At 46.4% G+C, this 25,049-nt stretch carries 22 protein-coding genes and 1 pseudogene; 18 read left to right on the top strand and 5 right to left on the bottom strand.

Going from position 1 to position 25,049, the window contains the following annotated elements:
• From LC073_RS21980 to LC073_RS13765, 4 genes and pseudogenes are all read right to left on the bottom strand, one after another.
• The coding region (locus tag LC073_RS21980; RefSeq protein WP_413231450.1) for an IS3 family transposase at positions 1-88 on the bottom strand (88 nt) is incomplete at its 3' end.
• 197 nt (positions 89-285) lie between these two features.
• Positions 286-576: a transposase gene (locus tag LC073_RS13775; RefSeq protein WP_226647823.1), complete on the bottom strand. Its 291-nt coding sequence runs from the start codon at positions 574-576 to the stop codon at positions 286-288.
• A gap of 188 nt (positions 577-764) precedes the next feature.
• Positions 765-1,715, bottom strand: a pseudogene (locus tag LC073_RS13770) (IS5 family transposase).
• A 79-nt stretch (positions 1,716-1,794) separates the two neighbouring features.
• Positions 1,795-3,327, bottom strand: a complete 1,533-nt coding sequence (locus LC073_RS13765) for a flavin-containing monooxygenase (protein WP_226647822.1) — start codon at positions 3,325-3,327, stop codon at positions 1,795-1,797.
• A gap of 117 nt (positions 3,328-3,444) precedes the next feature.
• Between LC073_RS13765 and LC073_RS13760 the strand changes: the two genes are divergently transcribed.
• Positions 3,445-4,476: an AraC family transcriptional regulator gene (locus LC073_RS13760; RefSeq protein WP_226647821.1), complete on the top strand. Its 1,032-nt coding sequence runs from the start codon at positions 3,445-3,447 to the stop codon at positions 4,474-4,476.
• Here LC073_RS13760 and LC073_RS13755 read toward each other — a convergent pair.
• A complete protein-coding gene (locus tag LC073_RS13755; RefSeq protein WP_226647820.1) occupies positions 4,470-5,921 on the bottom strand; it encodes a DUF1254 domain-containing protein in 1,452 nt (483 codons plus the stop codon). The genes LC073_RS13760 and LC073_RS13755 overlap by 7 nt on opposite strands.
• Positions 5,922-7,030: 1,109 nt before the next feature.
• Between LC073_RS13755 and LC073_RS13750 the strand changes: the two genes are divergently transcribed.
• From LC073_RS13750 to LC073_RS13670, 17 genes are all read left to right on the top strand, one after another.
• Complete coding sequence (locus tag LC073_RS13750; RefSeq protein WP_226647819.1) at positions 7,031-8,500, top strand: class I adenylate-forming enzyme family protein; 1,470 nt, start codon at positions 7,031-7,033, stop codon at positions 8,498-8,500.
• Positions 8,501-8,646: 146 nt separating this feature from the next.
• Complete coding sequence (locus LC073_RS13745; RefSeq protein WP_226647818.1) at positions 8,647-9,795, top strand: PLP-dependent decarboxylase; 1,149 nt, start codon at positions 8,647-8,649, stop codon at positions 9,793-9,795.
• 3 nt (positions 9,796-9,798) lie between these two features.
• Complete coding sequence (locus LC073_RS13740) at positions 9,799-10,839, top strand: hypothetical protein (RefSeq protein ID WP_226647817.1); 1,041 nt, start codon at positions 9,799-9,801, stop codon at positions 10,837-10,839.
• Positions 10,836-11,672 carry a hypothetical protein gene (locus tag LC073_RS13735; protein ID WP_226647816.1) on the top strand — a complete coding sequence of 279 codons (837 nt, stop codon included), beginning with the start codon at positions 10,836-10,838 and terminating at the stop codon, positions 11,670-11,672. Before LC073_RS13740 ends, LC073_RS13735 begins: the two co-directional genes overlap by 4 nt.
• Complete coding sequence (locus LC073_RS13730; protein ID WP_226647815.1) at positions 11,669-12,196, top strand: hypothetical protein; 528 nt, start codon at positions 11,669-11,671, stop codon at positions 12,194-12,196. Before LC073_RS13735 ends, LC073_RS13730 begins: the two co-directional genes overlap by 4 nt.
• Before the next feature lies 1 nt (position 12,197).
• Positions 12,198-13,217, top strand: coding sequence for a hypothetical protein (locus tag LC073_RS13725; protein ID WP_226647814.1), 1,020 nt, complete (start codon positions 12,198-12,200; stop codon positions 13,215-13,217).
• Positions 13,210-15,063: an acyl-CoA dehydrogenase gene (locus tag LC073_RS13720; RefSeq protein WP_226647813.1), complete on the top strand. Its 1,854-nt coding sequence runs from the start codon at positions 13,210-13,212 to the stop codon at positions 15,061-15,063. Before LC073_RS13725 ends, LC073_RS13720 begins: the two co-directional genes overlap by 8 nt.
• Positions 15,063-17,030, top strand: coding sequence for an NAD(P)/FAD-dependent oxidoreductase (locus LC073_RS13715; protein ID WP_226647812.1), 1,968 nt, complete (start codon positions 15,063-15,065; stop codon positions 17,028-17,030). The genes LC073_RS13720 and LC073_RS13715 overlap by 1 nt, the downstream gene beginning before the upstream one ends.
• Complete coding sequence (locus LC073_RS13710) at positions 17,027-17,941, top strand: alpha/beta fold hydrolase (RefSeq protein ID WP_226647811.1); 915 nt, start codon at positions 17,027-17,029, stop codon at positions 17,939-17,941. Before LC073_RS13715 ends, LC073_RS13710 begins: the two co-directional genes overlap by 4 nt.
• Positions 17,938-19,074 carry a hypothetical protein gene (locus LC073_RS13705; protein ID WP_226647810.1) on the top strand — a complete coding sequence of 379 codons (1,137 nt, stop codon included), beginning with the start codon at positions 17,938-17,940 and terminating at the stop codon, positions 19,072-19,074. Before LC073_RS13710 ends, LC073_RS13705 begins: the two co-directional genes overlap by 4 nt.
• 2 nt (positions 19,075-19,076) lie before the next feature.
• Positions 19,077-19,331, top strand: a complete 255-nt coding sequence (locus LC073_RS13700; RefSeq protein WP_152453918.1) for an acyl carrier protein — start codon at positions 19,077-19,079, stop codon at positions 19,329-19,331.
• Between the two features lie 21 nt (positions 19,332-19,352).
• Entirely contained in the window at positions 19,353-20,087 is a 735-nt protein-coding gene (locus tag LC073_RS13695) for a hypothetical protein (protein ID WP_226647809.1), read from the top strand.
• Positions 20,087-20,821, top strand: coding sequence for an ABC transporter ATP-binding protein (locus tag LC073_RS13690; RefSeq protein ID WP_226647808.1), 735 nt, complete (start codon positions 20,087-20,089; stop codon positions 20,819-20,821). Before LC073_RS13695 ends, LC073_RS13690 begins: the two co-directional genes overlap by 1 nt.
• A complete protein-coding gene (locus LC073_RS13685) occupies positions 20,818-21,522 on the top strand; it encodes a hypothetical protein (RefSeq protein ID WP_226647807.1) in 705 nt (234 codons plus the stop codon). The genes LC073_RS13690 and LC073_RS13685 overlap by 4 nt, the downstream gene beginning before the upstream one ends.
• Before the next feature lie 2 nt (positions 21,523-21,524).
• Positions 21,525-22,754: an ABC transporter permease gene (locus tag LC073_RS13680; RefSeq protein WP_226647806.1), complete on the top strand. Its 1,230-nt coding sequence runs from the start codon at positions 21,525-21,527 to the stop codon at positions 22,752-22,754.
• Positions 22,755-22,791: 37 nt separating this feature from the next.
• Entirely contained in the window at positions 22,792-23,535 is a 744-nt protein-coding gene (locus tag LC073_RS13675) for an outer membrane lipoprotein-sorting protein (RefSeq protein ID WP_226647805.1), read from the top strand.
• 14 nt (positions 23,536-23,549) lie between these two features.
• Positions 23,550-24,905 (top strand): hypothetical protein, encoded by a 1,356-nt coding sequence (locus LC073_RS13670; protein ID WP_226647804.1) that lies wholly within the window; start codon positions 23,550-23,552, stop codon positions 24,903-24,905.
• Positions 24,906-25,049 lie beyond the last annotated feature (144 nt).

Raw genomic sequence — 25,049 nt, 5'->3', positions numbered from 1 at the left:
TGCCCTTTACTGCCAGTCCAAGCTTTTTCATCAGCTTGCGGATGCGATAGCGCCCAACTTCAAAGCCTTCTTTGCGTAACAGTTTCATTAATCGACGACTTCCGAGACTTTGTCGAGATGCTGCAAATAAAGCCTTTAAGCGATGGCATAGCTGCCATGTTTGGCTATCTATTGGCCTATCACTACGGCAGCACCAATCGTAATAGCTACTCTTATTTACCTGCATTAACCGGCAGAGTACCCTAACTGGAAAGCTGCCTTTCTGCTTTTTAATAAAGCTGTATTTTATTTCATTTCTTTCGCAAAGAAGGCGCTGGCCTTTTTTAGGATCTCCTTCTCCATACGTAACTGCTTTACCTCACGTCGCAGCCGGTCTAATTCAGTTCGCTCATCAGCGCCCAGTCTCACACCACTTTCTTCTTGCTTCAGTTCCTTTATCCAGCGTCGTAGATTGTTGGAAGTGGTTCCAACAACTTCAGCTGCCTTAGAAATCGAATACCCTTGCTCGGAGACTAGGGCTACGGCGTCTTTCTTGAACTCCGGCTTGAAATGCCTACGTGTACCTTTTGTTGTCATACTTCACCTCGCTTGGTAGTTTTACCATCTTAGCGAAGTGTCCGGAAGAATTAGACCACTACACCTTGCATCAAGCTTCCTATAGCTAAAAATGCCTATTTTTTACTCGAAATTCTACTTTCTATACATAGTTATCTCCATTTTTTCTGCCTTAGATCCGCGTTTGGCGAATTTAAGGCACACTAACCCTAGGTCAGCAGATACTTTTTCCCAATTAGTATGTTGGTAAAGCCAGCCAGCAGAAATAAGCGCTGAGAGTTTTTTTCTAAACCTCGATAGCGTACTTTGCCATACCCGAAGATATTTTTAATATATCGGAATGGGTGTTCTACTTTTGCCCTAATTGGCGCCTTTATTTTTTCTACCTTTCGTAACTCAGTTCGGCACGGGCGATGCTTCAGGCGACTACGCTTCTCTGCAATATGCCACTCCACATCTTTAGATTTTAGCTCTTCTCGCTTTTCTGCACCCGTGTAGCCAGAATCCCCCCAAACTCGCTTCTCTTTACCATGCAGCAATTTGCCTGTTGCAGTAATGTCATGTTGGTTAGCGGCTGTTGTGTCGAGGCTATGTATGAGTCCGAGGGTGTCATCTGTACCGATATGCATCTTCATTCCGAAATGTCAATGATTACCTTTTTTAGTTTGGTGCATTTCTGGATCGCGCTCCTTCTTTTTGTTCTTATTTGAAGTTGGAGCGGAGTTAATAGTGGCATCTACAATGGTACCTTCACGCAGTGCCATGCCATTCTCAGCGAGGTGTTTATTAATTTCCCCAAATAGAGTTGTACTCAGCTGATTCGACTCTAATAAGTGGCGAAAGTTAAGGATCGTTGTCTCATCGGGAATTGGACCGCTCAGAGTCAACCCGGCAAAGTTACGCATAGATTCAATCTCAAATAGCGCATCTTCTAGAGCCGGATCACTGAGATTGTAAAACAGCTGCATACAATGAATGCGCAGCATGACACTCAATGGATAAGGCTGCCGGCCACGCTTGCCCTGTGGATAACAAGGTGCTATTTGAGCTTCTAGTCGCTGCCATGGGATGAGGGCATTCATCTGAGAAAGAAACTTCTCTCGGCGAGTTATACGACGCTTGAGGTTGTATTCTGCTTCGGCAAAGATGACTTGGTGCATGATCTATCGTAGCCTTGACGGATAGCCTAATACTACCAAATTAACTGGGAATTATTCAGAGGTTCCCTAGGTTTCACCTCTAATGAGTAGCCATATCTTCTGTTTTGTTGGCTGTTGATACTTGTGTGATTAGATCTTTAGAAAGCTGCTTGGTTTGAAAGGTGAGAATTCCATCTTCGATAGGTGCTTGAAGTAGTATTTTAGAATCCTGTTCATAGTTATTCAGCAGGCGCCAGGGATATTTATTGCCTTGTCGGGGCAATACATGATTCCCCCTTTTTACATAACCGGAATTCAGGCTGCTCATTACGGAACTGCTTTCACTGCAGCCCTCGATGTCCTCAGCCAAGCAGATATCGTATTCATGTTTGTCCATATAATTGAGCAGGCGGCAGATGTAGCGAGCGGAGATATCTGCTTTGAGAGTCCAGGGGGCATTGGTATAGCCAAAAATCCACGACATATTGGGGACGCCCTCTAATAGTACGGCTTTGTAAGTGAGTTTTTCGTTGATAGGAACTCTCTCTCCATCTACGCAGAGTTGCATGCCTCCAAGCACTTGTAGATTCAGCCCAGTTGCGGTGATGATAATATCGGCATCGATTTTCTGACCGGACTGCAGCTCAATATAGGTTTTCCCAATCGTTTTAATTTCTCCAGTCTCTACAGACGCTTTGCCCGCGTGTATTGCCTTAAAAAAATCATCATCGGGTACCGCACAAACCCGCTGATCCCAGGGGTTGTAATCCGGTGTGAAGTGGCGCATATCATAGTTCTTGGGCAGACTCTTACGGACGCCCTTTAAGAATAGGTTGCGCATAAATCGGGGCCAGCGTTTAGAGGCCTTAAAAAGCCAACGTTGTATTTTTACATTGCGCCAACGAGCGAATTTAAAGACCCAGGATTTTGGTAGAAATTTGAGAAGCCGTGCAGAGAGTTTGTCGAATGCGGGTACAGAAATAACGTAGCTGGGGGAGCGTTGTAACATGGTCACATGTCCAGCCCGGTCAGCCAGGGCGGGCACCAGGGTTACCGCCGTGGCACCGCTGCCAATAACAACAATTTTCTTATCGTGGTAATCCAGATCCTCCGGCCAGTGCTGCGGGTGAATATAGTTGCCTTGGAATTGCTCGGCTCCAGGAATCTTGGGTAGGTATCCCCGGTGGTGATCGTAATACCCGGTACATGAGATTAAGAATTTGCAACTATAGCGGCGGGGCTCTCCGCTAAGAGTGTCACTGCCCTCCAGAATCCAAAGCCCTTTTGGGCTGTCCCAGTTGGCTCTGTAGAGGTCGACGTTGAAGTGAATATCTTTGGTGATTTCATATTCTTCCGCGGTGTCATTCAGATATTGGCGAATGGCGGGGCCATCCGCTAACACTTTGAGCCCTGGCCATGGGCGGAAGTCAAAGCCGAAGCTGAACATATCGGAATCTGAGCGGATGCCTGGGTAGCGGAATAAATCCCAGGTGCCGCCGATTTGAGAGCGTCGCTCGAGGATAGCAATTTTCTTGGAGGGACATTCACGGCGAAGGTGGCAGGCGGCCCCGATACCGGAAAGGCCAGCACCAATAACTAGCACATCAAAATGAAGCGGTTGCAAAGTCATCATCCTTTTCGAATCTTTAGGCACAATAGATTGCGTAGATGTGGGGCCTTTTTATTGTTACATTGCGACAAAAAATTATCTTGAGGCGTCAGGAGACGCCCTGGGGGAGCAGTGGGTAGTGTGATACGAGCCAGTGTGCTTACGGGGTATTGTGAGCTGACAAGGGAGTTGGGAGGGGATGCTGGTGCACTTCTCACTGAGTTTAATATTCCTGAAAATATAGCCGCTTCTGATAGTCGCCTACTTCCTCATGCGGACGTAGCTCGCTTGCTGGAAATTACCGCTGAGCGATTAGGGTGTACCGATTTTGCCCTTCGTCTCGCTGCGCGACAGGGCGTCGATCGTCTGGGAGGCATTGCAGTGATAGCCTGCAACTCCACCTCTGCCAGAGAAGCTATTGAGGCGGTAGGCCGGTTTATGTCGCTGCACAGCCCTGCTACCCATTTACGTATTGAATCCGCAGGCGCTGGGACCTTTGCTAGGACCATTGATAGAACCTTTGATCGCCTGGTGTTTGATCAGCTCGATCCGGCCCTGTCTCGTTTCAGGCAGATCCACGAGCAAACCCTGGGTAATGCCTTGATGATGTTGCGAATGCTGATGGGCGCTCATACGGCACCTCTGAGGGTCTTGTTGCCCCATGCTGCTATGAGTGCGCCGGCTGATTACCTGGAATATTTTTCCTGTCCGGTCGAGTTCTTATCTGGCTATTGCGCCATGGAGTTTCTTTCGGAGCAGTTGGATACTCCACTCGCTTCTGCGGATCCGATCACCAAGCGCTTGGCCACCAGTTATCTGGAGCAGCAGTTTGTTTCCGCAGCGGCCTCACTGGGCACACAAGTTCGAGAGCTGGTGAGGCAACTACTACCCACTGGCCAGTATCAGGTGGGAGTCGTTGCTGCCCAATTGAGCCTGCACCCGCGCACCCTGCAAAGACGCCTGGCGCTGGAGGGCTTGCGTTTTGACTCTTTATTGGACTTGGTACGCAGAGAGCTGGCTGCGGAATATCTATCCAATACTGGCCTCGCTCTGGGGCAGATCACTGGGCTGCTGGGATATGCTGAACAGAGCACTTTTCAAAGGGCTTGCCGGCGTTGGTTTTCGGATACTCCCCGCAACTACCGCCGCAGGCTGGCCCCTGCCGATCAATAGTCTGTGGGCTCTACCTCACCGGGACGCCATGTTTTTTCCAACCAGGGGCCCAGTGGTCCATAGAGGCGCAAAATGACAAAAAAGCCCTTGCCCGGCACTGTCTCTAGCCAGTTGTATTCGAAATCTTTGGGTGCCTGAGAGCCAAAGTAGATATCGTAAGAGCCATCGGAATTCTGCTTGATCCCTTTGCTCTGGCTGCTCACAGAGGGGAACTTCTGGTTTGTTTTTAATTGTGAGCGGGTCTGGCTGTCGTAGATGTTAACAGCCCAAAAAGCGTTGACCGGGACTTCTGGGGGCAGGTGCAGCTTGTACTTCTTGCCGCCATCGAAAGGTTCCTTGTTTTCATCTACGAAGGCGATGGCATAGTCGGAGCCCTTACCGGGCTCAATGGTAGTCATCGCTGGGCTAACCCCGGTATAGGGATAGAAGTAGCTGACCCGGGCATCGCTATTGATTGTCTCGCCATCGGGGCCGTTGAAGAAAATATTCTTGCCGGGGAATGCCATTACCCAGGCACTGTCGGTTCCCGGATAGATCTTAACGTCCGCTAGGGACTTATCGGTGCGGGGATACCAGACAATGGAGCGGGCGATGCCATTACCAATAGCCACGGCATCGGTAAGAATCTTGGTCATGCGTTCATCTGGGCTGAAAGCCTTGCCCTTTTCAATGCCGATAGAGGCAAACAGGCCGCGGGTTTCCGGGTTCAGCATACCAATCCATTCATATTGAATGACTTCGTTCAGGTGCTTATAGAATTTGTAGTTATTGGGGTGGATGGTGTTGAAAGACTTACCTGAAGCGCTGATAAACACCATCCTGGGAGGATTTCCTTTCTTGGAGAGAGGAAAGATCTGCAGGTGGTCTTTCACATTTTGAGCTGCGGCTTCAAGGGGCTGGTCGCCCGGTGAGCGCATAAACACCCAGACACGATAGGAACGTGGGTAAACCGGGAAATAGCCAAAGGGCAGGTTGCCTTTGTAGTCCGGCGGGAGAACCAAATACTTGCCGCCTCGCCCCTTATCCGGCCCAGAGCGACCGATATCCTCCACGTAGCGGAACCAGGCATCATTAAAGGCGCCTGTCACTCCTGGTGGGGAATGCAGGACTGTGGGGCCATCGCGCTTGAGATCCAGGAAGGCGAGGGTATAAATGGTCGAGGTGTTTCCGGTCAGAAATAAGGACTCAGAATTCATCAGCTGATCAAAGATCAAAACTTCATTTGCGGCTTTAGCCCCCAGTTCTTGGCCGCCTTTCATCAGCCCGTGTACCGAAGCACCCTGGATTCCTTTCAAAAAACTATCGACCGCTCGCATGTGATCCAGATAATCGTAGAGTTTCTCAGCTGTATCTGGATAGGGAGCACCATCGCGAAATTTCAGCACGCCGATGCTACTTTCTATTTTATCCGGTGTATTGATGGATTCCACGGTCTCCTGACTCACATCTGCTCTCAGGCTAGGATGGAATAGCGCAAAGAGGCCCAGGAGAGTGTGAAGAATCATCCATAAGCTTGTGTTGGATTTATGCGGCTGTTGTGAAAGCGGCAATGGCCAACTGTTCAATCTGAATTCCTCTTAATCGCTTCGGCAAAAGGTGCAGCTGGAGTCGAAAAACACTTTTCATGGATATCGTTTATTAGATTCGACGCTTGCAGAGCACTTATATCACCCATATTTGCTTTTTTTGCTGATGTAAATTTCACTTATATTAATAGTCCGCAAAAAATTGTCGTTTTTAACTGTTTTATCGAGGTATTAACAGAAACGATATCAAGCTAATAATTATTGATACTGTAGTCGGCCATAGTTGTTTCACCTGAAACTTTTTGCGCCAGCCTAATTAAACCGTTGAATAAGTCCCACAATTTTCCCCTAGGGCCAAAAACAGATGCTGGCTTAATGATATAAGCCGCTTGATTTGACGCTCCTTTTGGCCGACATCATCATTAATCTTTGTCGCAAACATGGACATTTTCCAGTGGGAAACCCGTGCCACTAAATACTGTGGGACAGGAATCGCCTCCTACTGATCGTTAAAAACGGGGTAGGGGGGAGGAAATTGATGCTGAAGAGCGCCGTAGAGAAAGATTTTCTTATGTTCTGGCTGTAACAAAATGTCAACTATAAAAGTTTATTGTGTCAATCTGAGGGGCTGTGACCCGGAGTGTGCGGAGGTTGAGAGCTGCTAGATGGTCATGAAATAAATCACATGAATAGTGAAAATAATTCGCGCATTAATACTCGATTTGCTGTAACGGGGGCAGTGCTGAAAAGTGGTTCTCATCACATATCTTTCAATAAAATTATTTTCCGGGTGAATGTCCTGTTCAATAGTAATCAAAAGTCAATATGAAAAAAATTTAGGAAATAATGACTTTCCTGAATTGCGAGTGCTGGAATGAAAACTCCATCACAGGAATTTAAGATAATGCTTGTCATTATGGAGAGCTCACTTTATAAAATGATCGTGCCATGTAGGTGACTTCAGTTTCTTTTAATGGGGGGGAATTGGAGTCACAGAAAAAGTTTTAGAAAAAATATTTGGACTAATAATGTTCTCGCTTGCCGACCTGTTCGACAGGGTTATTACTGGTTTCTGGTGTGGAAGCCTTGAAAATCTGACTGGGGAAAAGTTAACTACTCAATGTTGCGAGAGTGCTTTGTCTCTTTTGCAGCAGACTGATATTCAGTTGACCCATGGGGATAGAATTGTTGTCAGGGCGCAGAGCGATATTTTTACTGTGGCGACAATGTTGGCCGCTTGGCGCCTAGGCTTGGTGGTGGTCCCGGTCAAGGGCGATGCGACACAATCCGCAGTAAACTCTATTGCAGCTGACTGCAATGCTAAGGGAATTGTGGAAGGCGAAAAAATCGTTTCATTGGAAACTTATCGACCACAACAGCAGTTATTTGAGATTTGTACCCCTGCCAGGGTTACAGGTGTAGACCTGGCACTGATTATCTACACATCAGGAAGCACCGGTAAGCCAAAGGGCATTATGCTCTCACACCAGAATGTGCTTACTTCTTTGCAGTCTCTCTCTCAGTACCTTCGCCTAGCCAGCGAAGATCGTATTCTCTGTCTCTCACCGCTGTCATTTGATTACGGCCTGTATCAAGTATTGTTTGCACTCTATAAGGATTGCTCAACAATTCTTTACGATAAAACATTCAATCCTCTACAGGCTTTGAAAGTAATATCTGAACTGAAGATTTCAGTGTTACCCATTGTTCCGGCAATGGGTGCCGCGTTGGCGAAACTTTTACCACTGGTAAAACCTGATCTTTCTAGACTGCGCGCTATTACCAATACCGGTGGTCACTTGCCGGAGTATGTGATTCGTACTTGGAAAGAGTATCGTCCTTCGCTTGACATTTACTCAATGTATGGTTTGACCGAGTGCAAAAGAGCGCTGTACCTGGAGCCGGAGCTTTGGGAACAAAAAATGGGTTCTGTAGGAAAGCCTATTCCCGGGTTGGACGCTCGAATTTTTTTGCTCGATGCCGAAGCGAATACCTACAGGGAAGCTCAAGCCAATGAGGTTGGTGAGCTCTTCGTACGTGGTTCGGGGGTAATGCAGTCATATTATGATCCCAGTGCTCAGGGGGGAGCGCAAATCGTTAACGGTCTTTATCGGGATGATAACTGGCTCGCTACCGGTGATTTGTTCAGTCGGGATGATGAGGGCTTTTATTATTTTAAGGGTCGTTCCAAAGATCTGATTAAGCAAGCGGGTTTTTGCCTGTTTCCCAAGGATCTGGAGGGGGTGATTGATGCTTGTCCATTGGTCCACCTTAGCGTAGTTATTGGTTCTACGGATAAATTTCAAAATGAAATTGCAGTCTGTGTACTCGAACTACAAGAAAACACATCTGAGAATCAGCAACAGTTTAAAGTGTGGCTGAAAGATAATCTGGATACCGATTACACCCCTAGAGAAGTAAGATTTGTCGAGTCAATTCAATTGACGGCAAATGGCAAAATTGACAAGAAGAAACTCGAGCGAGAGCTTCAATCCTGAAATTTCTCAGCTAGAAATACTGAGATTCCTCAGTCGGCAAGCATTTTATAAGACGTTAAAAAATAACGACCAGACTGATAAGTCGTAAATACGGCTGAAATATTTGTGCCCTATAAGAATGATTTAAAATTTCTCCAGGTGATATCATGAAAGCTTCCTTGGAAAAGCTCGTTGCCCAGTTCAGCCAACAAAGGCAACACTTTTCAACACCGTGCTATGTCTACTCACTAAAAGATATTGCCGATAACTATCGAAAACTAAAAGATCGTCTGGGAACATCTCTTATCTATTCTCTGAAGGCGAATAGCTGTCTTGATCTCATTGTACGCAGCGGCCATTTGTTCGAAGATGGTATCGAGATTGCCTCTGTCGGTGAGCTCAACCTTCTGCCAAGGGGAGAAAGCCCCCGCTATATCAATAACCCATCCGCAGATAAAAGTTTTATTAGAGCAGCAATTGCCAGCAAGTGTACTCTGGTAGTAGATAACCTATCCCAGCTGGAAATTATTCGAGAGTTTCAAGGGACGCGCCCGATCAATCCGTTGATACTACGCTTGAATCCCAGCACTTTGGATCAGTTTGATAAAGTACAGACGGTGACGAAGAAAGACCATTTTGGTTTCGGATGGCGTGATGTTGAGACTGCTTTGGCTTTCTGTAAGGAGCATGACCTAAAAGTTGGTGGCTTCCATGTTTTCCGGGGGTCTTACAATTTTGCCAAGCTCGCCTACAGCACCGCGCAAGCTGCATTGCAAATAGTTGAAAAATTCGAGAGTGAATTTGGCTATGCAATTACATTTGTTAACCTTGGGGGTGGCTTTGACCTGAACTGGGAAAGTGTCGATTTTAACTTTGAACAGTACAGAGAGCTGCTTGGTGAATTTCCCTCCCATATCAAAATTGCACATGAAAGTGGCCGTGCCATCGTTGCCAGCGCAGGGTACTTTGTCACTCAGGTTCGCTATGTTAAATCAATAGAAGGGCAGCAGTACGGTATCTGTGATGGCGGCATGGCCCAGAATTTTCTTTTGGCAAAAACGGAAAGCACTTTTAAGCGGTTCAGTCAGCCACTGATATTACGTGAAGGTAAAGTGCTGGAACTTGAGAGCGATACCGAAGGCTGCTTATTGGTAGGTACTTCCTGTAATAAGGAAGACGTGATCGGTGAGATAAAAGGTGCAGCCATACAGCCTGGCGACCTGGCCATTTTCAGTAATTGCGGTGCTTACAATGCGAGCTATACCGTTGCTCCCTTCCTGAGTTTGCCTTCTGCCAAGTCTTATCTCATGGAGTAACTTATGGAATTTCAATCTATTGCCGGCGGCTTTGTTGTCACCCAACTTTCATCTGTTTCTCCAGTGCCTGATTCACTGCAAGAGCTTCTTGAGAAGGCTTGCATACGCTTGTTTGATGCTTCGATGATTATTGAAGACCCATTGACAGCGCTTGCTCCCCTACGGGAGCCATCTGTCAAACAGCCTTTGGAGCAATTTGAACAAACCTTTGTCATTGATCTAATTATTGACAGGGTACGAAACGAGGGACTGGCCGATCATTTCCATGAAATGATCGGCCTGTTTGGCTCCATTATGATGAGCCTGACCGCTTCTGAAGAGCAGCTGGCTCAGGTAAATAGCTGGGTGGAGCAGGGTATTTTTGGCCACTTCCTGATGACCGACCCGGGTGGCCCAAGCCTGCAAAGCTGGAAGACTGAACTGCAGGATACCGATGGTGCCCTGCGACTCAATGTCAATAAAATTCATGGCATAGAAGCGCAAAAGCTGGGATTTGCCATGGTTGTTGCCAAGCAAGCCGCACGCCCATTTCCAATTACATTGATGTTGCCCCCTGAACTCTGCTCTGAGTTGAAGCAGTCATCTATAGGTGAGGCTTTTCTGGATGGCAAGCTACAACTGGGTAATTGTCGTGGCAGTGTCCGAGTGACTAAAGAAATGCTGCTCAGTAAGGGCGGCCTGGGTAGTGTCAATCGCTTCCTTACATTGGTACGTCCTCGTTTTGTAAAATCCCTGATGCACTTTGTACTCTGGTTGAAAGATCAGGGTGAAGTCGAGCTGTCAGTCGCAGACCAAGAGAGTATCGAGTACCTAATTTATCTGTGCAACGAGCAAACCTCGGCCACTATCTTTTCTATGCACAGTGTGAATAGGGTTTTGGCAACAAAATTTGCCAGTAACGAATTACTTTTACATCTTGTGTCGTCAGGTAAAGTAAAAAATAAGGCCCGCCAGCGGGATCTGTTGGCATTTACCAAGATGGAAGGAAGCTCCTACCGCTGCTTTTTTGAGATTTACAGTAAATCGAAAGGGCATCGGCTATGAGTTTGTACCTGAAGTCGGCAGCCTTTACTCCCATTGAAAATATTACTTTTGCAACAAGTGGAGGTTTGCAGGAAGCCTTCGTTAGAATCGGAGAGATTATTTCAAATCAGAGTAGTCGAGTGCTAGAAGCTATTTCATCAGATGCTAGGGCTGAAGTTGACCGGCACTTTCTCTGTTCAACGATGATCGAGCTTCCCTTTACTGCTGGGGCTGTTAGCACGGGCGACTTAAACCCCGCTGAACAGCAGCGGGGTATGCCCGTCACCAGTTTTGTAAATACTTATGAGTGTGCTTCCTGGGGTTACAGTCTTCGTTATTATTTACGGCAAAATCCCACCGCACGCTATGTGATAGTCAGTATTCTGGATGCCAATGTGTTGGATCTGAGCTTTTGGCAGAGCAATGAAAACTGGGGCAAGAGTGGCTTTGGTCTAGGTACTCTGCTTTTGGAAGTTGAGTCCTTTAACAGAGAAGATATCACGGCAGGTTGCGCTGTTACTTATAACACCACACCAGAGTTTGCAACCATTGTTAGGAAAATGGCCAGCAATGGAAAAGATCTGACCTTGTCTTTGCCATTCTTTCCGGAAAATATACGACAGATTTTTACCCGACTACTGAATGGCTTCAAACAGCTGCCCGATCTTCATGACAGGTGGGGTCACTGTTTTGGTAGTGATCCCTGGTTAAATATTATTAGCCATGGTGTAGCTGGTAGATTTCAAGAGCGTGAGAAATTATTGGCATGCTCTATTGCTTTGAATGGTTACTACTGTATGGCGGAAGTTAGTGTTGACCAGGACAGCACCTTTTACCTGGCGGAGTCGGTATGAGTAAAGTGATTGAACTTTCCAGCAGGTTGCTCCGCAACCCCTATCCGCAAAATCCTAAACTTTGCGCTGCCCAGACATTGCCTTTGCAAGGGGAATCCGACTTTTTGGCAATTTCCCTGTTACCGGTAGGTAATATTCCTGTGCTATTAAGTTTTTCGGAACATTACCAGCTGTTGGTAGAGCTATTGGAGTGTGTGGATCACTCTGGTGTTGAGATAGAGACGATCTTATTGCGAATGCAGATGCCGGCGGGTGGCAGGATGCCGAAACTGTTTCTGCAGGAGCGGGTCTTGATGTTGCAGGATGTTCAAACAGAAGAATTAATCCTGCATAAAGCGGGTAAACCTTATCTGGTGATAGAAGATACCTTAGTGCGCCATCCACTGGAGTCTGGCAGAAATAATATTTGCATCCGGATTTGTACTACCGAAGATGATGGTAGTTTGATCGCTATGATCTCAGAAAAATTGCAGAATCTGGGCTTTGATAACGTTGAGCAAGTAGCCAGGGAAAGGAGCTTATAAAATGTATATCAGAAGCCTATGGGTAGATCATCAGGGGGAAACTGAACAATTATTGCAATCACTGGAAGAATATCTTTCAGGATTAACTCATCTTCCAGGGCTTGTATACATCGTTTCTGCAGGCGAAGCCAATGTACTGCTAGAACGTCCGGCTATAGAATTTCTGGCTCAGCTAGAAGAGGCTGGGCACAATATTCAATTTGTCGGTAGTGCCTGCACCAGCTTCCATGCGGCACTATTAAGCTATTCCAAGCGGCAAGAAGAAGATGCCCTGATCATTAATTTAGAGCTGGGTAAAGAGCGACAACAGGAATGCTTGGACGCTTTGGGTATAGGTGTAAAGGCCGGGCAAGATGGTCTGGATGTAATCACTGGTGTGGCGGTTTGCTGGTTGAGCAAGCATTATCATGCAGAGAGTGTATGCCAGATTTCCAGCTGTGATATTTTATCTCAAGCGCCAACGCTGAGTGGGGCTCATGAGCTGGTGCAAAGCCTCAAGAAAATAATGACTACAGATTTTAGTCATTCCTGCCGCATAGTATCTTTTGATATTCAATCCCGCTGGGCCAAAGGCTTATTAAAGGGTTTTTCCCGTGAGGAAAAATCTCAATGGCTGCCCAGTAGTGAGCTTGATGGTCAGCATTATCTCAGCATAAAACCTATTGTTGAGATTAATAAATATTGCCTGGAAAGCGAAGTGGAAAACCTTTGGATTATCACTTTGGGTGGGGGCGGTCGAGCTGGCTGCCTCAGGGTTCATCGAACACCGCGAATGGAGGGCCAGTTACTTTCCCGGTTGGTTCACACTGAGACACTTTCACTGGAAGAGGCTTACGCAAACTTTACTGCGGCACAAAATATCGAGGGTGCTCACGGTCAGGACTACCTTCCTCATGTGCGCGGAGCCATGATTTATCCCCAGAAAAAATATCGGGGAAGGCACAATCAAATATTTCACTGGGTGCTGGGTTCCGGCAGCTGGCGGTCACTTTTGGAAAATCAAGGAGCCAAACATGGGTAGAAATATCTATAAGTCCGACTTGCGGGAATTTAAGTTTCTTATTGAAAACCAGTTCTATCAAACCAAGGCGCTTTTTGAGCATCCACTCTACAAAGATTGCTCTGTAGAGGTTCTTGAGGATGTCCTTCAGCGCGCTAAAGAATTTGCCACTGAGGTATTGGGTCCTGGTTATCAGGAAGCTGATGAGCAAAGTTGCCACTTAGTTGATGGCAAGGTGCAGTTACCTTCCTCTTTTTCAGAGATGTGGAGCCGTTTCAAAGAGGAGTGGGGTGACTTATCCTCAGCTAGCGGTGCACAGCGTACCGATCTGCCGCCTTTTATTATGCAGATGCTCCTGGAAATGTTTATGGGGGCCAACCCCAGTTTTATGACTTATGGCGGCTTTTGCCTGCCGTCTTCCACTCTGGTGGAGAAATATGGTACTGAACTTCAAAAGGCTCTTTTTAAAGATAAATTGGCCACATCCGAGTGGACTTCCTGTCTTTGTTTAACCGAACCACAGGCTGGCAGTGATGTCTCCCTGGTGGAAACCAAGGCCTCCGAACAAGAAGATGGCACTTATCTGCTAACCGGTGAAAAGTATCTGATTAGTGCCGGTATGCACGACCTCACAGGTAATACCCTGTATTTTGTGATGGGTAGGGGGGAGAAGAGTGGATCGGGCACCTATGGTTTGTCTTGCTTTATCGTACCCAAATTCTGGGTTGAAGAAGATGGAAGCCTTGGAGAGTTCAACCATGTCGAATGTATCTCTCTGGCTGACAAAATGGGCTTTAAAGGCTGTGCCAATACCCACTTGACCTTCGGCAAGAATGGTCAATGTCGTGCCTATTTGCTGGGTAATCGGGAAAATGTTGGCTTGTTGCAGTTCCTTACCCTGATGAACCAAGCGCGGATTAGTACCGGAGTTTATGCCCTGGGTATGGCTTCATCGGCTTACTACAATGCACTTGCCTATGCCAGTAAGCGTCTACAAGGTAAACGTTTTCACGAGAGCTTCAGTGCTACGGCGAGCAGGGTCAATATTGTTGAGCATGTGGATGTTCAACGTATGCTGCTGGAGATGAAGTCAAAGGTTGAGGGTTGTAGGGCATTGATAGCCAAGCTAACTCTCTCTGAAAGCCTACTGAAGACATTTGAAGGGGATGAAGCCAAGAAGTCCGAAGTTGCTCATCACCAGGGCCTGGTAAACCTGTTGACCCCAGTGGTGAAAGCCTATATCAGTGATCAAGCTTGGCGGATTTGTGAGCTGGCTATCCAAACTTGTGGTGGACAAGGCTACTTAAAAGAATTGGGTATTGAGCAGTATGCTCGGGATATCAAGGTACTCGCGATTTGGGAGGGAACCAACTATATCCAGAGTCAGGACCTTATTCGCGATAAGCTGGGATTGGGCAACTCCAGCAAATTGTTCCAAATTTATAAAAATGAATTTGAAACATTTATGGATAGAGCAGCGGATTTCCCAAAATTCAAAGCGGAGTTCAGTCGACTGCAAGAGTCCTTTACACATCTTGAGACTGTCTTGAAAGCAGTGCATGTCTGGGTTAGGACTAAAGAGATGTTCAAAATCCCGGCTTATAGCACTCGTATCCTGCACATGATGGGGGATATAACCCTTGCCTGGCTGTTATTAGAGGCCGCTTGCAGTGCCTCCAGTCGCTTGAGCAATGAGGAGGATGAAAAAGCCTTCTTTGAATCGAAGATTACTAGCGCTAAGTTCTTTATTAGAAATGAGTTGCCCAGAACCAAGATGGTGATGGAAATTATTCAGGATCACGACTCATTTTGTCAGGTGGACACCCCGGTATGGGATTCTCTTCTCGCTGGTTTGGAATCTGTGTGATGAGTACTATCGGACAAATACAAAAAGAATATGACGTTGTCATTATCGGCGGCGGCTGGGCCGGGTTAACGCTGGCTAGACAAATAAGGCGGGGTAGCCAAGATACTTCAATCTTGGTCGTAGAGGCGAATGATGGCTTTCGGGCAAAAGTCGGTGAAGCGACCGTTGAAATGACCGGCCATTACTTTATGAACCAGTTGGGCCTGGTCAATTACCTCTATAGAAATCACCTTCCCAAAAATGGTTTGCGTTTTTTCTTTGATAAGCCTGATCACAGCTTGTCTCTGACAGAGATGAGTGAGCACGGAACTACCAGTATACCGCCTCACCCAGCCTTCCAGCTGGATCGAGCCCGCCTGGAGGCGGATCTGGTTGAAATGAACCGGGAAGATGGCATTGAAGTACTGATGGGTGTGAAGGCCAAGGCCCTCAGTATAGAGACCGCGGATGAGCGGCATTCTGTGCAGTTGTCTGCAGAAGAGTGTGACGCGGAGGTCACTGCTGGCTGGCTGGTGGATTGCAGTGGACGAAACCGTTTTGCCAAAAAACACAAGAAATTAACCCGCCAGGAAAATGTGCCGGAGAACTTCTCTGCCTGGGGGCGCTTCAGGAATATCCAGGATATTGACTCCATGGGAGACGAAGCCTGGAGAAAGCGTGCTTTTGGCCGTTTTTTATCCACCAATCACTTTTCTGGTGATGGATATTGGGTGTGGTTTATTCCCCTAAGTGGTGGCTACACGAGTGTCGGCATCGTTGGTGAAAAAGAGAAGTTTGCAAAACCACCGACCAAGCGTGAAAGCTTCCTGGATTTCCTGAAGAATTATCAGGCAATTTCAGAGTTGTTGGATGGTGCTGAGCTGGTGGATTTTGAAGCTTGGGGGCAGCTTGCCTATCGTGCGGAGGAGTTTATTTTCCCCGACCGTTGGGCAACTTCTGGCTTTGCCTCTATGTTTCTTGATCCACTGTTTAGCGGTGGTGGCGATATGATCGCACTATTTAACGATCATATCTGCAAATATATCCTGATGGATCTTGCAGAGTCTGATAGAGACAAGGCTCAACAATTACTGGATCAGCAATTACCCATCGCAAATCAGACCGTAAAAGAGTTTTACCAAGGTCTCTATGCCCATGTGGCCAATGTTTATCCGGTTATTGATTCTGCTGAACTTTGTTCGCCCCTGCTGGCCTATAACACCTCAGCTTATTTCTTGGAAATTGTTTGGGATTATATGTCCGGCAATTATCTGGATCAGGAATACTGGCAGCGCAAAAGTTACCTGCGCAGGGGGTATCTGGCGTTGGAGCTTATACTGCAGAAGCAGTTGATAGATACCGCAAAAGTACTCAAATCTGAAGGCCGTTATTACCGAAGAAATGATGAAGGCTTTTTTGAGTCTGGAGCGGATCACTACAAGTATTTTGTATACCTAATGGGCACTGCTGGTCGGGACGGATGGCGTATCGATTTAAGGGTCAAGCTTTGGGTAGAAATATTTCTCAAGGTGATTGAGGCAAAATTGGATTTACCCATGCTCGCTAACAAAATGGTAGTTCAGCAGAGCATTTTACTGCCGGATCTACTTGAAAAACCCAATTTAAATCTTACCGACAAGGGTTGGCTCCTGGAAAAGATTTCGGCCAAATTTTCAGAAATGCTATCTGAGGAGACTGAATATTCCATTCAGGTTAAAGTGTCTGAAGACTCTTTCCATACTGGCATGCTGGAAATTATAGATTTATCGGGAGAATTAACGGTAGATGAGCTTGAGAAGCTCACTAAGAAGGCAAAATCACTCTGGGGGCAGACCCAAGAGTATATTGCCATGCCAAGTATGGTACCGGTTTTCCTGGCGTTTGCGCGTAGCCAGCCCGATAGCATAATGGATTCTGTAATTGACCAGAGAAAAGCGCTGGAAATGGGTCAACAAGCCTCTGAAAGTCGTGTAGTGGAGGCGGTGTGATTCAAGAGTTTTTCAAAGCGCGGGATGGGAAAAATCTGGCTTTCCGCTGGTTGCCTGCAGAAGACACAGAGACTGCGCTTATTTGTATGCATGGTAGTACCTTTAGCAGTCAGTGGTATTTAATGTTTGGGCGTATGTTGCACAAGCAAGGGATGACCATTTGCTTGCCAGATTGGCGTGGGCACGGCAAAAGTGAAGGTCGCCCGGGGGATCTGGATTACCCGAATCAATTACAAGACGATCTGCACGATTTAATAACACACCTGAAAGAGAGGGGAGTTCGCCGTTTTGTTCTCGGTGGACACAGTGCTGGCTCTCTTGCTTCTTTGCGATATCTTGGAATTTATGGCACCAGGGACATAGCGGGTTTTTTCGCTATAGCCCCGCCGTTGACTCAGGCTGAAGAGACAAGAAAGTATGATATTGCCACTTCAGGGCTTGAGTACTTTATTCGTTATTTTCGCAAAAGACGGCACTCAAGGCCTATGGCTGGACCTGAGCAGCAAAACTTGCCAACAATAAACCTTTGGAAATACTGGCTGGCGATGCTCTTTCCCGCCTTCAGACGAATGCCTGTGCTGAGTTTCCCTCCTGTTGGATCGGCTGCAGGTAATCAGGGTAGGGTACTTGAATGTAGTTACAATCTGCTCAGTGCTTACACCATTAAGAGATATTCCGATCTGTTCGCGAGCATTGATATTCCCTGTCATATCACTGTGGGGCAGCACGATGAGGTAGTTGATGCGAATATCCTCTACACGGTGATGAACTGGTATATCTCCCCACAGGTAGACTCTTGCCTAACTGAGATTCCCAACGCTACCCATATGTCGGCTATCACCGCCTCGGCAAAACCGCTTTCCAGCTGGCTGAACAAGGTGGTAGAGCACCAACTGGAGGTGGCCCTGTGAAACAAATGGTTTATGATATTCCCGGTATAAAGCCTGTGTCTCTTGCAGTTGGTGCTGAGCTTTCTTTATTGGATTTTTACCCGGCTGAGTATAAAAAGTTACAAAGCAATTCGATGAAAGATAACGAAGGGATTATCCAGAGAAGTGATCGCAATTGTTTTCATATTCACCTCGGGAAATCATTTAATTTACCTCTGTATCAATTCCTCTTTAATGAGCAATGGTTTATTGGTGCAAAATTGCCCTCCTTTTTGGCAGTTGGGGCCGATAGAGTCGACCCTCACTATTTGATTGAGCTGGAATATTTCGGTTTTCCTTCTGATAGAAAATGCTTGTTGGAAAATGTCAGGATGATTTTTCCTGGCGATGAGGTATCTGTTACTGCAGAAGCGTTAATTTGGCTGGACGATACACTGCCTGAACAACCTGGTTTGACGTCTTCCTTGGTAAAACCTCTAAGTGAAGGTGAAACCCTATTCAATCTGCTACCCAAAGTCGCAACAAGCCTATTCACCCCTTTCGATCATATATTCTTTGCTCAAGTGTTTGAAAAAGCTAAAACTTGTCAAGAACCTGTGTGCGAAGTCCATAGGGAAAGCTTACCCAAAAACTTTGGTTTTGATCGGCAAAGAGCTGACATTTTTAATGCAGCTCATAAATCCAGAAAGGTAGAAGGTATCGATCTAAGAGGTTATATCCGAAAGATTGGAGGTCAGCTTGAATCGAGCTGGGAGGCTTCGGATAAAGCACTGAATAGGAATGCCTATCTGGCCGAGCGGTTTTATAATCCGTATATCCTGTTTCAGTTGAGTATTTTAGCTGCTGAGGCAGGTAAAGAAATTAGGGTTGTCGATGCCGAAAAGGGGAGAGAAAAAGAAACGGCAGATTCGGTTTTTACTATGGATGATAACCCCATAGTTAATGTTTATGAGTCTTTTCAACGGGTATTTTTTTATGGAAACCGGTGGCTTGCCCGGATCTGGTTTTTTATACCCCCTATGATTAGCGCCAAGATTATTAAACGGCAACAGAAATATTCTGAGGGAGATCAGCATGTATGTATATATGCTGTGACTCTGGATTATTTGTTGCGATTCTATCCTTTGAAAGTTGGTAATGTTACTGGAGATTAGGTATGTCTACAGCAGTCGTAGAGAGCAAAGTACAGGAACTCTGTGAGCAGATCGCTCTTATGCTGAATGTTGATTCCGTTGATGCGGATACCCCTATTGCTGAGTTGGGTGTGGATTCTCTCAATATCGTAGAAGTGATATTGATTTGTGAGCAACTTTATCCTGGGGTAATGAGTCCAGAGAATCTGGTTTTTGATGAGCACACCACCCTAAGGGAAATGGATACCCAGTTACTCGAAAATTCTGCAGAGATGTAAATCTATTTTAGGGAGTAGCCCATGTTTAAAAAAATGCTAACAATATTAATAAGCAGTCTTTTGATTGGTAACATTGTTGCCTGGTTTTCAGGGGCTGCTCCCATTGATTTTAAAAAGATCGACTATAGCAAAACAGAAGTTGAGCAATTGGAGTTTCTGACTGCTGAGCTAGGTGAGGATCAATCCGATCCTGAGTTGATGCTGCAGTTGGGGCAGCTATACAGCTACCACAATGAGATAAATAGAGCAGGTGAATTGCTGGGGGCAGCCTACCAACAAGACCCCCAAAATATGCTGATCAAAGCATCTTACTTCTCCAATGAGGGTAAGTTGGCCGGTGCTATGTTCGACCCTGCCATGGGTCTTTACAAACTTTTTCGCCTACGGCAGGCGATGAATCAGGTGGATGAAGCGGCGCTACAAGCCAGTTCCGACTTTGATGTGCGCCTGGTTCGGTTGCTGACTTTTTCTTTTGTTGGTGAAGTAAGCGGCCACTTTGACCGTGTGTTTGAAGATGAAGACTGGTTTATTCCTTTGATTGAAAAAGATACCGATGCTTTTCCCACCGAGGTCAGGCAGCTCGTGTATCTTGCTCTGGCGAATGCCTATAGAGTGAAAGGGCAGGATAATCGTGATGAACTCAATATCGCCTTAGACTATTTCCAGAAGGCAGAAAGTCTGGCTGAGTGTCCCAATACCATGCAGGATGCCTGTGAGCAATTGAGTCAAGTGGTTGTTACTTTAGGCGAAGCTTAATGCTGGTTGAACTGATCAACGTATCTAAACGTTATGCGATGGGTGATGTCTGGGTAGATGCTCTTAAAGATATCACCCTTTCCCTGGAGAAAGGCGAGTTTCTTGCTGTGAAGGGTCCGAGTGGCAGTGGCAAGAGTACGCTGCTTAATATTTTGTCGGCTCTTGATCAGTGTGATTCCGGCACGGTGCAGGTTGGGGGAGTCAATATCGGTAATTTGGGTGAGCATAAGCGTTCGAAATTCCGTAACCGGCACATCGGCATTGTGTTTCAGTCTTTTAACCTGATCCCGGTTTTAACAGCCCTGGAAAATGTGATGTACCCATTGACCCTCAGGGGGGTGAAGGATGCAAAGTCAAGGGCTTTGCAGGCACTAAAAGATGTTGGCCTTGAAAAACAGACTGGCCAGAGGCCAACACAATTATCCGGTGGTCAGATGCAGCGGGTGGCTATAGCCAGGGCGATTGTTACAAGGCCTGATATCGTATTGGCCGATGAGCCCACCGCAAATCTTGATTCGAAAACCTCTGAAACGATTATGGCGTTGATACAGAAGTTGAATAAAGAGCAGGGGATTACTTTCGTTATTTCCACTCACGATGATTATGTCACCAGCTTGGCGTCTCGAGTTATTACTATTTTAGATGGCGAATTGGTAAGCGATAGCCTCAATGATCATTTTCAGGCTAATCGGCATGAAAGGGCCAATAGTGCAAGATTGGAGACTGAGGTATGAAATTACTTGCCCCACAGGTTACTCTGAGAATATTTGCGACGATTCTTATACTACTTGGCAGCCTTTCGAAGGCACTTGCCAATGAGTTTACGCCACCTTCCGAGATTCCATCTTCCAATATCGAAAGGGCTCGTTTGGTTAAGGCGTTAAATGAAGGCTCCACGCCCGAGCAAATGAAAGTTGCCTATTTGGCTGAACTGGCGTTACTGACTTCCTCTAGCGATACGCGGGTTGAGCAAGTGGAATCCCTGGAAGAAAAAATGGCCCAATTAAAGCGCTCTCTAGATAATGACCCAGAATTGAATGCCGCCCTGGGTTCGACGATTTCCTTTCGATCTAGTTTCTATATCGATCAACTGGCAAAGCTTTCCTTATTTTCAAGGCGGGGAAATCGCATGATGGATAGAGCTGTAAAACAAGCGCCATTTAACTTAGGTGCAAGACTGCAGCGGGGTATCAGTTGCGCGAATATGCCGGCCTTCCTAAAACGGGCGCGTTATGCGGTGGAAGATCTGGAGCTGGTACAACAGCAAATTGGTGGTAAATACGGTGAAGAGTTCCAAGCATTCGTCGAGTTCTATCTTGCACAGGCTTATGAGCGTAATGATCAGACAGATGAAGCCAAAGAACTCTGGGGAAAACTGACAGTTTCTGAAACGGATTGGGCGCAGAAGTCTCGCCAAGCCTTGGAGAAACTGTAGTTATGATCCTGGGTTGGAAGGTAGCGCTGTTAAATATTCTAAGAAATGGTCGACGCAGCTTGATTACCCTGGCTGCGGTTATTTTCGGCTGTACCAGCCTGATTGTGTTTGGCGGTTTCGTGCAATCGATGTATGACGGCATGCGAGAAAGTATGATCCGCTCGCAATTGGGTCATATTCAGATCTATGCAGAGGGCTACAACCAGTATGGCAAAGCTGAACCAGAGAAGTACCTGATCTCCTCCGACAAACTGGAGCAGATTACTCAGGTGATCGAAGAGCAGACCCAGGCATTGGTTGTTGCTCCGCGGCTGAATTTCAATGGTCTCCTTAGTGATGGAAAGCAATCCATTGCGATAACGGGCATTGGTGTCGATGCGGAAAGAGAAGTACTGCTTTCCTCCGCAATTCATATCGTTGAAGGCGAAGACCTGTTTCCTGAGGATGTAGCTGCTGCACATCTGGGTGAGGGGTTGTTCAACTCCCTGGACGCTCAGGTAGGGGATTATCTAACCCTGCTTGCGAGTACTCAGGACGGTGCGATAAATGCCGTAGATATTCAGATAGCCGGGGTTGTGACCACCGGTGTGAAAGAGCTGGATGATCGCTTACTTAGGGTTAATTTGCCTCTTGCTCAGGAATTACTTTACACCTCGGATTTAACCCGATTGGTTGTCTTGCTTGAAGAAACCGAAATGACCGATACGGCTGTGGGTACCTTGCGCAAGGTATTTCAGGAGCAGGATCTGGGACTGGAATTGAGAAGCTGGTGGGATCTGGCTTCTTACTATCACCAAGTTGTGGGCCTATTTAATGGTGTATTCGGTTTTATCACTGTTATTGTTCTGGTGATTGTAGCATTAAGTATATCCAATACCATGCTGATGGCAGTGATGGAGCGTACCCGAGAGATTGGGACTATTCGGGCCATGGGTGGTACACCGACACAGGTGGTTGGGTTGATTCTTTTGGAATCGGTATTTTTAGGTATTATTGGTAGCCTTTTAGGTCTGCTTTTCGGGGTTCTAGCGGCAAAAGGTATTACCTATGCCGAGTGGATGATGCCGCGGCCACCGGGCAGTACTCAGGATTACCCCATAAGGGTATTTGTGGTTACTGAAATTCTGATAAAGACCTTTGTTCTGGGGTTTTTAATCTCTCTGATTTCCAGTGTTTATCCGGCGGTAAAGGCTTCCAGAATACCGGTAGTTAATGCGCTGCGATTTACTTGATAGCGATGCAAATAGTTTATAGGCATTGGGTGTAGTGATGAAAAAAGGCCGCTTTAGTTTTATCGTTGGGCTGTTGTTGACTCTCAGCGTATCTGCAAGAGCCGAAGTAACGGCGGAATCCTTGGTCAATCGATTGGATGAAGTGAGGGGCTACAGGGATCAGGGCTTCGTCTTTGATATCACTAATATCAGTTATAAAAAAGATAAAGAACCTCGAACCAATACTCTCAATGTCAAAGTATTCAATGATAAGTCTTTGATTCGCTTTGAGTCTCCCGCCCGCGAGAAGGGCCGAGCTATGCTGAAGGAAGATGCCAATATGTGGCTTTATATTCCCGGCACTCGCCGAGTTATCCGCATAGCACCCTCCCAGCGTCTGATTGGAGAAACCAGTAATGGAGACGTTGTAGGTACTAATTTCTCCAGGGACTACCATGCAGAAATTATCGGAGAGGAGACACTTGAAGGGCAGGACTACTGGTTGTTGGAGTTAATCTCCACCGCTTCCGGTGTAGCCTATGCCAAAGTGAAAGTATGGATGGCAAAATCGGAAGGTAACCAGCCCTTCAAAAGTGAATTCTACTCCAAATCTGACCGTCTTTTAAAAACCGCTTTCTACAAAGAATTCAAAAGCTATGATGGGGAGCTGAAATTACATAAGCTTCTCCTGGTTGATGCATTGATGCAGGATAATTATACCTGGATGAAATTTGATGATTACCGTCTTGAAAAGCTAGACCAGGCTATTTTCCAAAAGGCATCTCTGGGTAAATTGAATTAATAGAAAGAGATATCATGGTGATTCTTAGTCTGGCTCGGCACAAACTGGTTATTTTTTTAGGTCTCGCCTCAGTGGCTCCCCTAGCTATTGCACATGAGTATGAAGATCCATTCTCTAATGATTCTTCTGAGGCTTTTCAGTTGGAAGAGGTTGTCAGCAATAGTTCAGAAAATACTATTTCCTGGAATTTTGATGCCTCTACGATTGCCTATCAGCAGCAGAATAGTGTGCGGAAGGATCAATATTTCAATCCCGGGAGCCTGGCATTTAGCGAAAGGGAATCCATGTTTGCATTGGACCTGAGTAGCGAATTTTCGACGGGGTCCTATCTTTCGGCTTATACCCGCCTAGCTCTTGTGCAGGATTACCAGGTGGATGAGGCTGGTGGCTCTGTAGATGAGTTTAATGCGTATTTATTAGAGGGGTATTTATCCTCGTATACCCCTAGTCGACGCTTTGGTGTCAATATTGGACGTATAAAACCCCAATGGAGTAATGGTTATAATTGGTCGCCTGCCAACTTACTCAAACCTGTTTATGACCGCCCAAATCTGGACTCCGACGACCTGACCCAACAACAGGGGTGGGATATGGCGCATCTGGATTTTCGTTACGGTGACTGGAACGCGGGTATTTATTTTGTTGAAGTGGAAGATAACCTGGATCGAAACCTGAACCATCGTTTTGCCGATAGTGATTACCAATATGCATTGGTCTTAAATCGGGAGGGAGATTTAGATACCAGGCTGGTATTACACCAGATGGAGGGGAGAGACCTCAATGCAGCCCTGGGATTGAGCGCGTTGGCACGAGATAATATCACCCTGCGATTCGAGGGGGCCTGGGAGCAACAACGAGAACTGCCGTTGGCCAGTGATATCTCCTATGTAGAGTTACAGAATCGTGGTTATCTGAAAGCCGTTTTAGGTGCCCAGGTGAGTCTAGATGGTGGTTGGGATATTACGGCGGAATATCTTTACAACGAACACGGCTACGAGGCCGAAGAGTGGGATCAGGTAATAGAACAGGTAGATCTTGCTAAACAGGGTTTACAGTCCACTGAGGCCTTTGCTGCTTTTAATTTTCTGATTGATAGTTACGATTTGTTAAAGGTTGGGCAGTTGCGCCGGGAATACTTGTTCTTTATGTGGGGCAATACCCGAGTTGAACGTAAGTTCCAGTACCGGCAGAGCATTCAATATAATATCGACGATCAGAGTCAGTACCACAACTTGGAGTTTATCCAAAACTGGACCGAGCACTTTAGCACTAGGCTTCAGGCTCAAGTATTCAGTGGCTGTGATAGCTGTGAATTTGGTTTAATCCCTAGTGAGCATCTGCTTCGTTTGAGTTTCTACTACGATTTCTAGCTGGGGAAATGGATTGTTCTAAGGCGCGGTTAGTTGTTTCCCGCAAGGAAAGCCTCATATTTTTTCACTTTCTCCAGATCACCGGATTCTCGATTAATTGAGATTAAAGCCTGAAGTATGTCTACTGAAGTAGGATGCTGCTCG

It is taken from the genome of Microbulbifer variabilis (genome assembly GCF_020524905.1).
GTDB lineage: Bacteria > Pseudomonadota > Gammaproteobacteria > Pseudomonadales > Cellvibrionaceae > Microbulbifer > Microbulbifer variabilis_A.
This window is presented reverse-complemented; position numbering and strand designations above follow the sequence as displayed.